Below are 13,139 nucleotides of genomic sequence, written 5' to 3' on the forward strand. Positions count from 1 at the left end.
GCATAATGAACAAAGAGGAGATGGCTTCGTATCTTGGTCAGCAAACAAACCATGAGAAAAGTTTCAGCTTTCGCTTAAATGTGTTTTTTCTTGCGACATTTCTTATTTTTACCGTATTGATTGTAAGATTGGCCTATTTGCAGCTGGTGCAGGGACCGACAATGCAGAAGGAAGAAGCCAATATTGCAACAAAAAGCGTGTCGATTGCGCCCATTCGCGGAACGATCTTCGATTCGACAGGCGAGAACAAAATTGCTTATTCTTCATCCACTCAATCCTTGTACATGAGCTTGGACAAGAATTATAGTCTTGAAGAGAACAAGGCTGAGCTAAGCAGTATCATTTCCGAGCTTAAAGCGGTATTTGATGAATATGGCGATCCAGAAACGACTATGACTGCACAGGGAATTGAAGAAGCGCTTGATATTACGTATCGACAAAATTACGGATATACGCCTAGGCGAATCAAAACCGATTTGACAAACGAGGAGATTGCCTATTTCTTGTCTCATAAAGAGGATTTCCCGGGTGTTGAAGTGGTAGAAGAGAATATTCGCCATTATGACAAGGACACGGTTGCAGTACAGACCGTTGGGTACATGAAGCCCTTCCGTTCGGTGATTGATCCAGAGTATGGCATTGATTTCTATATTCAAGCCAAGGAAGAGGAGGACCCGGCGCTCCAATATCTTGATAATGAAGAGGTCGGATATGATGGAGTGGAGCTGATGTTCCAGGAGGAGCTTCGCGGCACGAAAGGACTGAAGACCTTCCCGGTGGACTCGCAGAATCGGATCTCGGGTGAATCGACATTGACCCCGCCTGACAAGGGTAATAATGTGTGGCTGTCGATTAACAAAGATGTGCAGATGGCAACCGAACAGGCCATAATGGATCAGCTGGAATATTTGCAGACAACTAGCAATCCTGCCGTCTATGCACCCAACGCCAAAACCGGCTTTGCCGTTGCCATGGAAGTAGATACGGGGCAGATTGTTGCGATGGCAAGCATGCCTGACTACGACTCTAATGTGTGGTCAGAGGGCAGTAAAACCCAGGAAGAAATTAATAAGATATCACCGTTCTCCTCCAATGGAGCCATTCGTGAAGTGTATCAATCGTATGGAAGCCAGGAGGAGAGCTATAAGCATCCTTCTTCTACCGTGCTGCTCGGTTCTGTTATTAAGCCGCTGTCGGTATTGATTGGATTGAATGAAGGACTGTTTACCACCTCGACGATCTATAACGATACGGGAGCAGGCAAGTTCGGGAAGAAGGGATATGAATCAACGGTACGTAATTCGAGTGGTCACGTATATGGTCAAATCGACCCCGCCTCTGCCATCGAACATTCGTCCAATGCCTTTATGATTGAGATGGTAGCCAATAAGCTGTTTGATAAATACAACACCGGTGGTGTGGAAGTATGGGACAGCTATATGAAGCAGTTTGGGCTTGGTGTCAGTACGGAAAGCGGTCTGCCTGGTGAGCAGGATGGGTTGCGCGAGTATATCCATGAGCAGGAAACCACCGGTACACAATCAGCTTTGGCTTACGCTTCATTTGGTCAGCAGGGTAAGTATACAACACTGCAGCTGGCTCAATATACGGTTATGCTGGCGAATGAAGGGAAACGATTAAAGCCCCAAATTGCCAGCAAGATAACTGATGAGGATGGGAATGTCGTCAAGGAGTTCGGAGCAGAAATCTTGAACACCGTCGAGATGGATGATGCTTACTGGGACGAAATCAAACAAGGGATGAACAGTAATGTTCAAGGCTTTGATAACTTCCCTTATGATTATGCTCGTAAGACAGGAACCTCCCAACAGAATGTAGGTGGAGTAGATGTTGAAAACGGCGTGTTCATTACCTTCGCTCCTCGTGACAATCCGAAGCTGGCGATTGCTGTCGTTATACCGGAAGGGAAATTTGGCTCCAACAGTGCTGCGCCGGTAGCAAGGAAGATTTATGATGCCTATGACAAATACATTGGACTGGACGGTACGCCTAAGGGAAATGAGGCAGCCGAACAGGATGAAGAGCAGAGCACTAATTAATATTTAATGGGATGAAACAGTATGTCTTGAAAGGTTCATATAAGGCATACTGTTTCTTTGTCGTTTAATGACGAAACTGTAACCAGCAAAGAGGAAATTTATTGTCCGATTATGGTAGAATGGAATACAGCAAAAGAAACACAAAGCGAGGTATCGTATGGCACAGCAGCAAAATCATGAAAAGGAAGAACTTTCGAACAAACGCCGGTTCAGTTTTCGATTGAACTTTTTCTTTTTTAGCTCTTTTATTATCTTTTCTATTATTATTATAAGATTGGCTGTACTGCAGTTTGTGGAGGGGCCCGTGCTTGCTCAGCAGGAGAGCAGCAGTGTAACGAAGAGTATTCCATTACTTCCTGTCCGCGGAACGATCTATGATGCGACCGGAGAAACCAAGCTTGCCTATTCGGAGCCGATTCAATCCTTGTACATCACCTTGTACAAGAATTACAGCCAGCAGGAAGGCGGCCCAGAGAATCCGAATCGTCCAGAGGCCGAGGCTATGGCGGAGAAGCTGGCGGAAGTGTTTGCTGAGTATGGGGAAGCAGACCGTGAGCCAATGTCTAAAGATGATATCATTAACGCCATGGATCTGGAGAATACTCAAGCTTATGGTTACACACCTAGACTCATCAAGAGTGATCTATCGGAGAAAGAGATTGCTTACTTCATGCAGCACAAGAAGGATTTTCCAGGTGTGAGTGTAATAGAGGAAACGGTCCGCAAATATGATGAGGATTCCGTCGCTGTACAAGCGATCGGCTATCTCAAGACGTTCAAAACGTCCAAGACATTAGCGGAATATGATGCTATTGATAAGGAGAATAGCAGCCAAACGGATCCAGGGCTTGTCTATTCTGAGCTTGAGTATGTGGGTGTAGATGGTTTGGAACGACAGTATCAGGATGAGCTGCGCGGTAAGGCCGGATACAGCCAGATTCCAATTAATCCGCTTAACCTGCCGGAGGAGGGAACGGTGATTCAGCCTCCACAGAAGGGCCATAATCTGATCTCGTCCATCCATAAGGACATTCAGGTTGCGACTGAAGAGGCAATTATGGATCAACTGGACTGGCTGCACAGTAACCCGGTCTCTGGTAAGCTCCATCCCAACGCCAAGACAGGCTTTGCTGTCGCCATGGAAGTCGAGACAGGGAATATAGTCGCGATGGCCAGTATGCCGGACTATGATCCGAATAAGCCTTGGGATTATGACAAGGTCAAATACATTTACCGGAATGGTACGGTAGAGTCCTTCCCGCCGGATGATACGGGAAGACATCCCGAGTCGACGGTATTGTTGGGTTCAACGGTGAAGCCGCTAAGTGTGTTAATTGGATTGAAGGAAGGCTTCTTCTCCCCTAATGGAACCGTTTATCAGGATAGAGGGATCGCCTATTTTGGACGGGATGATTCAAGTGTAAGGAACTCCCAGAATCATGTATACGGACCGCTGTCGGCTGCCACTGCGATTGAGCATTCCTCCAATGCTTTTATGGTTGACTTAATCGGAGAAAAGTTATGGAACAAATATGGCAGTGAAGGGGTTAACGTCTGGGATGAGTATATGAAGGAGTTTGGTCTTGGCGTAGAAACAGGTGTGGATTTACCTAAAGAATACGAAGGCTTCCTTGAGTACACGAATGAGGCAGAAACATCATTAGCAAGACTTGCGTATGCTTCATTTGGTCAGCAAGGTAAATATACAACCATGCAGCTTGCTCAGTATGCAACGATGCTGGCTAACAAAGGAAAGCGAATGGAACCCCATTTGGTGAAGGAAATTCGTGATTCGGAAGGTAATGTCGTCGAGAAGATTGAGCCAAAAGTTCTTAACGAAGTTGAGTTCAGTGATACTCTTTGGGAAACCATTCACCGTGGAATGAATACGGATGTGTCGAGGGCATTCTCTGGATTCCCATACGACTTTGCTCGTAAGACGGGAACGTCCGAGCAGGATCTTTATTATAATGGAACGCGTAATCGGGTAGATAACGGTGTGTTTATCGCATTTGCCCCGCGTGAGAATCCGAAGCTGGCCGTTGCGGTCGTCGTACCGGAAGGTGGATTCGGCTCAAGCAGTGCTGCTCCAATTGCTCGTAAAATCTTTGATGCCTATGATCAGGCCTATGGACTCGATGGTGTTCCGAAAGGAAAACCAAAGAATACGGAAGGCGATACAACAGAACAATAAGACTGACAGGCTGCCGAGAGTAAGAAAAATCTCGGCAGCTTTTTTTGCTTGTATATGGAATAAATTAGTATAATTAGAGTTATGAATCCAATATAACGAAGGGATTCAACATTCAACATAAGTTGGTCTGACAATGGGGGAGGACTCATCTAATGAACCGTTACGAGCAGGAACAGGAAAGGCTGCTTAAGGCGAATAAAAGAAGCTTTCGTCTTAATCTCACCTTTTTTGCTGCCTTTCTGCTGTTTTGTGTACTGATCGTACGCCTGGCCTTTCTACAGTTTGTCGAAGGTGCTGAACTGACGGCGCTTGAGCATGGGGAGAACCGGAAGGCGGTGCCGATGATGCCTGTACGAGGGACGATTTTTGATGCAACCCATACGCCGCTTGCTTATTCGGAGCCTTCGCACTCGTTATATCTCACCCTCTATAAAAATTACGGGAACGCAGACGGCATCCCCTCAGCAAGCCGGATCGAAATGAACCTGCTGGCGCAGGAAATTGCAGCGGTGTTTAAACAGCATGGTCATGCGGATGCGGAGGAGATCACTGCCGGGGATATTGTCAATAAGCTGGATTTGAACTACTCCAAAGCCGGAGGATATGTACCTCGTTTGATCAAAAGTAATCTATCTTCGGAAGAAGTGGCTTATTTTCTCCAGCATAAAGAACGGTTTAAGGGTATCGATATCGTTGAAGAAACGGTGCGGAGATATCATAAGGATTCCCTGGCGGTACAGACGGTGGGTTACTTGTATAAATTCAAGGGAGCTAAGGTAGAGCCGCTGTACGAGCAGATGGATCACCGAAATGCTGAGATGGCTGTTCAGCAGCCAGGACTGTTTTATCAGGAGAATGAACATGTCGGGTTTGGTGGTTTGGAGCTTCAGTATCAGGAAGAGCTTCGAGGTGAATCCGGATATTGGCTCATTCCGGTGGATCCTCGTAACATGCCGATCGGACCGGCAGAGCTCGTACCGCCGAAGAAGGGCCATCATTTGTACACCACACTGCATAAGGATGTGCAAAAGGCAACGGAGCAGGCGATTCTGGATCAGATTAAGGCCCTTCGTTCAAGCGGCAAGAGCGAGTCGAAGAATGCATCAACCGGCTATGCGGTAGCGATGGAGGTGGATACAGGACATGTAATCGCCATGGCCAGTATGCCGGATTACGATACTAATGTATGGGAACAGGGCGGTGTATCTCCGGAAATCTATGACCAGATTCGCCATATTTATCAGAATGGTACAATCCGATCCTTCTTCCCTTCGGATAAAACAAACACGCCGGAGTCGGTCGTTCTTCTCGGTTCTACTGTAAAGCCGCTCAGCGTTCTAATCGGCCTGAAAGAAGGGCTGATCAGCCCTTCTACAACGTATAATGACCTCGGTTCAGCCGAATTTGGCCGGGACGGATCAAGAGTCTCGAACTCAGGCGGTGCTGTCATGGGAAGACTGACGGTACAAGATGCAATACGCCGTTCCTCGAACGCCTTCATGGTTGATTTGATCGGTGAAGGGCTGTACCGCAGATATGGCAGTAAGGGAGTCGACATTTGGGATGAATACATGAAGGAATTTGGACTTGGAGTAGCAACAGGCGTGGACTTGCCCAATGAATTTCGCGGCCGGATTGAGTATAGACAGGAGGGACAGACAGCACTATCATCACTGGCGTTTGCTTCCTTCGGTCAGCAGGGCAAATATACGACAATGCAGCTTGCACAATATGCGTCAATGCTGGCTAATAAGGGGAAACGGATGGAGCCTCATCTTGTGAAGGAAATAAGGGATTCGGAAGGCAATGTTGTGAAGAAAATCGAGCCCAAGGTGCTGAATGAAGCTAAATTTGATGACAGCTACTGGAGCATTATTCATCGCGGAATGGATACGAATGTGGGTGCTGCCTTTAATGGCTTTCCATACGATTATGCGAGGAAAACGGGGACTTCACAGCAGATGATCTATCCTGGCAACGGCCAAGAACCCATCAACGTGGATAATGGGGTGTTTATCGCTTTTGCTCCTCGCGAGAATCCCAAGCTCGCGGTTGCAGTGGTCATTCCCCAAGGCGGATTTGGAGCAAGCAGTGCTGCCCCTGTCGCCCGCAAAATATTTGATGCGTATGACAAATACTACGGACTGGACGGTACGCCAGCATCATAGCAATAAGACCACAAATGTAATTTGAACTAAACATGAGCGACCATTATGCCTCATGTTTACTAGCTGCTTCAGTGTTTATTACTGCATTAACATAAAGAGGAGTCCAAGCAGGAGAAAATTTCTCTTGCTTTTTTTTGTGGAGTCTAATAATATTTGCACTAAGGAAACATTATTGTACTGGTTTAATAAAAGAGTGTATGTACAAAATTATTTTACTTAAGTAAATAACTTGGCCTAATGCTAAGTTGCTCGTCTAACTATGTCTAACCATTGTCTAACCACACAAAAAATGGGTGAAGGGGAAATGAGAGAAATGAGGAGATTTACAGGTAGAACAGGAAGTAAGCTGCACAAAATGATGATCAGCGTGGCTGTTGTGAGCTCGATGCTCGTATTGGCCGCATGCGGAAATGCTTCGGATGAGGGAAGCTCGGCATCAGCGGATGATAAGCTCCAGATTACAACCACGACAGGGATGATTGCGGATGCAGCCCGCGAGGTTGGCGGCGATCTCGTAGAAGTGACAGGACTTATGGGTCCAGGGGTTGACCCGCATTTATACAAGGCTTCACAGGGAGATATTCAGAAGCTGGAATCCGCCGACGTCATTCTGTATAACGGTTTGCATCTGGAAGGGAAAATGTCAGATATCTTGATTAATATTGGCAAGTCGAAGCCTGTGGTTCAGGTAACCAAGGACATTCCAGAAAGTGAGCTGTTGATGGTGCCTTATGGGGACAGCGAGGAAGCAGATCCGCATATCTGGTTTGATGTTGAGAAATGGATTCAGGTTACAGATACGATCCGCAATGCAATGATTGAAGAAGATCCGGACAACACAGACACATACAACCAACAGGCGGATGCTTATATTGAAGAGCTGAAAGCACTGCATGAAGAGGTAAAGACACAAATTGCTTCCATTCCAGAACAATCCAGAGTACTTGTTACCGCTCATGATGCATTCGGATATTTTGGCGAAGCATATGACATTGAGGTAGCAGGACTTCAGGGAATCAGCACATCGGCTGAAGCGGGTGCGAGCGATGTCAGCGAGCTGAGAGATTTTCTGGTCGAGAACAAGATCAAAGCCGTATTTGTAGAGTCCAGTATTTCGCCTAAAGCAATGGAAGCGATCGTAGCCGGAGCAGAAGAGAAGGGACATACCGTTTCGATCGGCGGGGAGCTGTTCTCCGATGCAATGGGTCCTGAAGGAACAGAAGAAGGAACGTACATTGGTATGGTAAAGCACAATACGAAGACGATTGTAGATGCACTAAAATAAATAGGAAAGCCTAGTTATAATGGGCCGAAGGCCATTGGAAGGAGTGGAGTGGGGATGAGCTCACTATCGTATGAACAATCAGGAGGAGATCATTCTCAAGGCAGCGAGCAAATTCCGTTTTCGGTACGGAACCTGGCCGTTGCTTATCATAAAAAACCGGTTCTGAGGGATGTAACCTTCAGCGTGCCGGATGGTAAGCTGATTGGTATTCTGGGTCCCAATGGAGCCGGTAAATCTACGCTGATCAAGGCAGCGCTGGGCCTTGTTCCTACAATTAGCGGCGATGTCCGCATATACGGCAAGCCGTATAAGGAGCAGCGCAAACGAATTGGATATGTTCCTCAGCGTGAGTCTGTGGATTGGGATTTCCCAACGAATGCCCTGGATGTCGTCTTAATGGGGCAGTATGGACAGCTGGGCTGGTTTAAGAGACCGGGCAAGAAAGAAAAAGAGCTTGCGTATGAATGCTTGAGCAAGGTAGGAATGGCTGACTACAGCAATCGTCAGATCAGCCAGCTCTCGGGAGGTCAGCAGCAGCGTGTCTTCCTGGCGAGAGCACTTGCGCAGAATGCAGATATTTATTTTATGGATGAGCCGTTTGCAGGCGTTGATGCCACAACAGAGAAGGCGATTATTGCACTGCTCGAGGCACTCAAGAATCAGGGCAAGACCGTTCTTGTTGTACACCACGATCTGGCTACTGTGGAAGAATACTTTGATCATGTACTGCTCTTGAACGGCAGACTGGTTGCTGCCGGACCGACAGCAGAAACCTTCACCCCTGACCTGCTGCAACAGACTTATGGAGGCCGGATTGCCATGATCGGGCACTCCCCATCCGCACCGAAAGATGGAAGGTGAGCCCGCATGTTCGAATGGATAGCTTCTGTAGTGACTGATCCTAATGTCAGATGGATTCTGTTTGGTTCAATGCTGCTCGGCTTCAGCAGCGGACTGATCGGTTCCTTCACCTATCTTCGCAAACAAAGTCTGATCGGTGATACCCTTGCTCACGCAGCACTCCCGGGCATATGCATCGCGTTTATGCTGAGTGGAGTCAAATCCACCTTTTTATTCATGATTGGAGCCCTTGTTGCCGGTTGGATGGCGACCATTGGGATTTCGCTCATAACCCGCTATTCCCGAATCAAGCAGGATACTGCACTGGGTATCGTATTGTCCGTGTTTTTCGGTATTGGTATTGTGCTCCTGACGAAAATTCAGCATGGGGATTACGGAAGTGCCAGCGGGCTGGATAAGTATATGTTCGGCCAGGCAGCCTCCATGGTTAGAAGCGACGTATACATGATGCTGGGAGTATCGGTTCTTCTGCTCATCGTGTGCTGGCTGCTATTCAAGGAGTTCAAGCTGATCAGCTTTGACGCCGGCTTTGCAAGGGGAATGGGTTATCCATCAGCCTTTCTTGAACAGTTGTTATTATTTCTAACCGTGATTGCCGTTGTTGCCGGCGTTCAGGTTGTAGGTGTCGTGCTGGTCGCAGCCTTATTGATTACGCCAGCTGCCGCTGCAAGGTACTGGACGAATGCGCTCGGTCTGATGGTCTGTCTGGCAGGACTGTTTGGAGCAGTTAGCGGAGCACTGGGCACGCTGATCAGTGCAACAATGCCGGATCTTCCTACTGGACCGGTTACCGTGCTGGTCATTACACTGATCTTCGGTGTTTCTGTGCTGATCGCACCGGGGCGGGGGCTGCTCGCCAAAGAAATTAGGAAGTATAGAACCAAAACGGATTACAACAATCAGCAGCAATCGGTAAATCGTGCTGAGGTCAGTAAATAGGAGGGAGGGAATCAATCATGTCAACATTCTGGATTTTGCTAACTGCCATACTGGTTTCCTCGGCCTGTGCACTGCTCGGTACGTTTCTGGTGCTTAGAAAGATGGCCATGGTTGGGGATGCAATCAGCCACGCGGTCCTTCCTGGTATCGCTATTGCCTTTTTAATCAGTGGCCGCGAATCCCTGTGGATCCTTGTCGGCGCTACGGCGGTGGGACTGCTTGCCGTCTTTCTGATTCAGCATCTGGAGTCCAGCGGGCTACAGTCTGATGCTTCCATCGGGATTGTCTTTACAGCTCTGTTCGCCCTTGGCGTCATTCTGATCAGTTTAAATGCACAGAATGTCGACCTTGATCTGGATCACGTATTGTATGGTGAAATTACGTATGTTCAATGGGACCGGCTGATCATTGGAGAAGTGGATCTTGGGCCAAGGGCGGTATGGATGCTCGGAATTACCCTGGCGATTATTCTGACGCTGCTAATTCTGTTCTATAAGCAGTTTAAGCTGGTATCCTTTGACCCTGCGCTGGCAGCGGCTACAGGCATTCCGGTAATGCTGTTCCACTACCTGCTGATGGGCATGGTGTCTATGACCTCGGTCGCTTCATTTGATAGTGTCGGCGCCATCCTTGTTGTCGGCATGCTGATTGTACCTGCGGCGACGGCATATCTGCTCACAGATCGGCTGTCCCATATGCTGGTGATCAGTGTTATTATCGGTGTAATCAGCTCATTTGCCGGCTATTATTCCGCTTTGATCATGGACTCGTCCATTGCCGGATGCATGGTAGCTTTCGCAGGTATTTTGTTTGTGCTGGCCTTCCTGTTCTCTCCACTTCATGGAGTTGTCGTTCGGAAATGGAAACAGAAGCGGGGCAACATGTCAGAAGATCCGCTGGAAGTATAGTTGAATTAGGTGTACGAGAATGTAACATAATGAAATGATGAAGTGACAGGCTGAGATGGAATCTCGCCCTGTCCTTTTTGCATTGTAATTTTTGTTGAACAATCCTGTTTTATGTTAAAATGTCGCTATGCCTCTTGATAGGGCGGCTAAAGGTATGATGAAATTGAATCTAATTGATTCTGCCTCATAGAGATATAAGAACATTGGATAAGAGTTGCAACAAACAAAGGAGGTCGAACCTGCTTGAGTAATCATTATCAGTATAAATTGCTTGCGCTGGATATGGACGGTACACTGCTGACGGATAATCATGAGATATCCCATGAGACGTCTACCTGGATTCATAAAGCGATGGAGGCCGGTATTCATGTCTGTCTGTCCACCGGACGTGCCGCGCATCATGCGCTGCCTTACGGTCAAGAGCTGGGCCTTGAGACACCAATGGTTACGGTGAATGGAAGCGAAGTGTGGAAATCGCCGAATGAGCTGCATATCCGCACACTGCTTGACCCCGAATTGATTAAGAAGATGCATGAAATTGCTGTGAAGCATGACTGCTGGTTCTGGGCTTATTCCGTAGATCAGCTGTTTAATCGTGAGCGCTGGGTGGATGCCATTATGGATCATGAATGGCTGAAATTTGGCTACACCACAGAGGATGATCAGGTGCGTCATGAGATTCTCATGGAGCTCCAGGATCTCGGCGGGCTGCAGATCACCAATTCTTCACCGACCAACCTGGAAGTGAATCCTGCGGGCATATCGAAGGCAAGTGGTGTTGCCGAAGTGTGCAAGCTGCTCGGTATTACAATGGAAGAGGTTGTTGCCGTTGGCGACAGCTTGAACGATCTTGCGGTCATTCAGGCTGTTGGCCTTGGTGTGGCCATGGGGAATGCGCAGGAGACGGTGAAGGAAGCAGCGGATCTTATCGTCGCTTCCAATAATGAAGATGGTATTGTGGAGGTCATTCGTGACCATATGTTGAAGGTAGGTACGACTAAAATACAGCCTTAACGTTTCGCACGGGGAAGGAAGAAGGGAAAGAACGTTTTGTCTAAGAAAGAATCATTTATTAAGGGGACGCTGATTCTGGCTGCAGCGGCATTAGTTGCGCGCGTGCTGGGCCTAGTTCAGCGGGTTCCGCTTGAGCATTTGCTCGGGCCCGTCGGGGATGCTTCGTTCGGTGTCGCAAACAGCGTCTATCTTATGCTTCTTACAGTAGCGACAGCAGGAATTCCGAGCACACTCAGTAAGATGGTATCTGAACGGTATGCACTCGACAAACCGCAGGATGCCAAGAGGGTATATCAGGCTGCGCTTATCTTCGCTGGTTTTGCCGGAATCGTCATGACCATTCTCTTATGGTCGCTCGCTCCATTCTACGCCACCTATGTTGCTCAGGTCCCGGAGGCATCGACAGCGATTCGGGCACTTGCTCCTGCACTGCTGCTGTTTCCGACCATTGCCATGATGCGAGGATACTTCCAGGGCCGTAATAACATGACGGCCGGAGGTATCTCTCAAATCGTGGAGCAATTCGCCCGAGTGGGAACGGCGATTCTGCTTGCGTTCATTCTCTTGCGACTCGGATATGCCGATGAAGAGGTAGCAGCAGGTGCTTCCTTCGGAGGAGTGCTGGGCAGCGTCGGTGCTTTTGCTGTTATGATGTATTTTGCATTCAAGCAGTCTCGCAAGGACCAGTCGATGGGGCTGGCACTGCATGCAAACACGCAGGTTCCATTATCACGTATCTATCGTGATATCTTTACGCTATCGATTCCTATCGTTCTGTCATCCCTTGCTGTGCCTGTAGTGAATTTCATTGATTCCTCCATCATTAAGCCGCTCATCAGCGGTGATGTCGGATCAGATGCAGCGACCAATCTGCTCGGGATCTTAACGAATCGTGCACAGCCGGTTGCGGGGATTCCACCGATTCTCGCTATTGCGCTTAGTCAGTCGCTTATTCCTATTATCGCCGCAGCTTATGCCAGAAAAGATGAAAGTCATCTGCGCGGACAGGTTACCCTGGCGATGCGAATTGCCATTATGACAGGTATGCCAATGGTCATTGCACTTACCGTTGCTGCATATTCCATCAATGGACTCTTGTTCAGTTCGTTGGAAGGTGCCGGCGTGGTGGCGATGCTGACGTTCGGAACAATCTTCCAGATTACAATGATGACGTCGAATTCCATCCTGCTTGGAATCGGCAAACCCAAAATTACCATGGTTACCGTCTTTATAGGAATCGTGGTGAAGCTTGCCGCGAGCTTTGCGCTTGCACCGTTCTTCGGCATCTATGGCATCATCGCTTCAACAGGTCTCGCATTCCTCATTATTACGGCATTAAATGTGCGTGTTCTGAAGAAAACGGTCAGCTTCTCCATCCTTGGCTCAAGGTGGGCAGGATTTGCTGCAACCGTCGTGCTCTCGGCAGGGATAGGGTACGGGCTTCATCAGCTGGGACTGCGAATGGCTGATCTGATGCCGTCTAGACTTGCTTACTTGATTAACTGCGGAATCGTTGGACTGGCTGTTCTTATCAGCTATTTTGTTCTGCTTATCCTTCTCGGCGTATTGCGAGAGGACGAGCTGAAGAGTTATCCGCGTATCATTCAGAAGGTGCTCCGCCCGCTGATGCGATTGAAGCGTTCTGGTAATCAGGGAGCAAGAGGATAACAGAGTGAGGGTTTGAATACTACGTATATAGAAAAAAAGGCA

Annotated in this window: 9 protein-coding genes; all 9 read left to right on the forward strand. The window is 48.1% G+C overall.

Annotated elements, in window-relative coordinates:
• Positions 1–5: 5 nt before the first annotated feature.
• The 9 genes from BK126_RS23845 to BK126_RS23885 all read left to right on the forward strand — a co-directional run bounded on the left by BK126_RS23845 (position 6) and on the right by BK126_RS23885 (position 13,097).
• Entirely contained in the window at positions 6–2,060 is a 2,055-nt protein-coding gene (locus tag BK126_RS23845) for a peptidoglycan D,D-transpeptidase FtsI family protein (RefSeq protein WP_076315009.1), read from the forward strand.
• A gap of 157 nt (positions 2,061–2,217) precedes the next feature.
• Positions 2,218–4,254, forward strand: a complete 2,037-nt coding sequence (locus tag BK126_RS23850) for a peptidoglycan D,D-transpeptidase FtsI family protein (protein WP_076315010.1) — start codon at positions 2,218–2,220, stop codon at positions 4,252–4,254.
• Positions 4,255–4,406: 152 nt separating this feature from the next.
• Entirely contained in the window at positions 4,407–6,422 is a 2,016-nt protein-coding gene (locus BK126_RS23855) for a peptidoglycan D,D-transpeptidase FtsI family protein (RefSeq protein ID WP_076315011.1), read from the forward strand.
• 313 nt (positions 6,423–6,735) lie between these two features.
• Complete coding sequence (locus BK126_RS23860) at positions 6,736–7,707, forward strand: metal ABC transporter solute-binding protein, Zn/Mn family (RefSeq protein WP_081872709.1); 972 nt, start codon at positions 6,736–6,738, stop codon at positions 7,705–7,707.
• Positions 7,708–7,761: 54 nt separating this feature from the next.
• Positions 7,762–8,568: a metal ABC transporter ATP-binding protein gene (locus BK126_RS23865; RefSeq protein ID WP_076315012.1), complete on the forward strand. Its 807-nt coding sequence runs from the start codon at positions 7,762–7,764 to the stop codon at positions 8,566–8,568.
• 6 nt (positions 8,569–8,574) lie between these two features.
• Positions 8,575–9,507 (forward strand): metal ABC transporter permease, encoded by a 933-nt coding sequence (locus tag BK126_RS23870; RefSeq protein ID WP_076315013.1) that lies wholly within the window; start codon positions 8,575–8,577, stop codon positions 9,505–9,507.
• Positions 9,508–9,524: 17 nt separating this feature from the next.
• Positions 9,525–10,415 (forward strand): metal ABC transporter permease, encoded by an 891-nt coding sequence (locus BK126_RS23875; protein ID WP_076315014.1) that lies wholly within the window; start codon positions 9,525–9,527, stop codon positions 10,413–10,415.
• 243 nt (positions 10,416–10,658) lie between these two features.
• On the forward strand, positions 10,659–11,429 hold the full coding sequence (locus tag BK126_RS23880; RefSeq protein WP_256209889.1) for a Cof-type HAD-IIB family hydrolase: 771 nt from the start codon (positions 10,659–10,661) through the stop codon (positions 11,427–11,429).
• A 36-nt stretch (positions 11,430–11,465) separates the two neighbouring features.
• Complete coding sequence (locus tag BK126_RS23885; protein ID WP_076315015.1) at positions 11,466–13,097, forward strand: putative polysaccharide biosynthesis protein; 1,632 nt, start codon at positions 11,466–11,468, stop codon at positions 13,095–13,097.
• The last annotated feature ends 42 nt before the right edge of the window (positions 13,098–13,139 follow it).

The organism is Paenibacillus sp. FSL H7-0326, assembly GCF_001955535.1.
Classification (GTDB): Bacteria; Bacillota; Bacilli; order Paenibacillales; family Paenibacillaceae; genus Paenibacillus; species Paenibacillus shunpengii.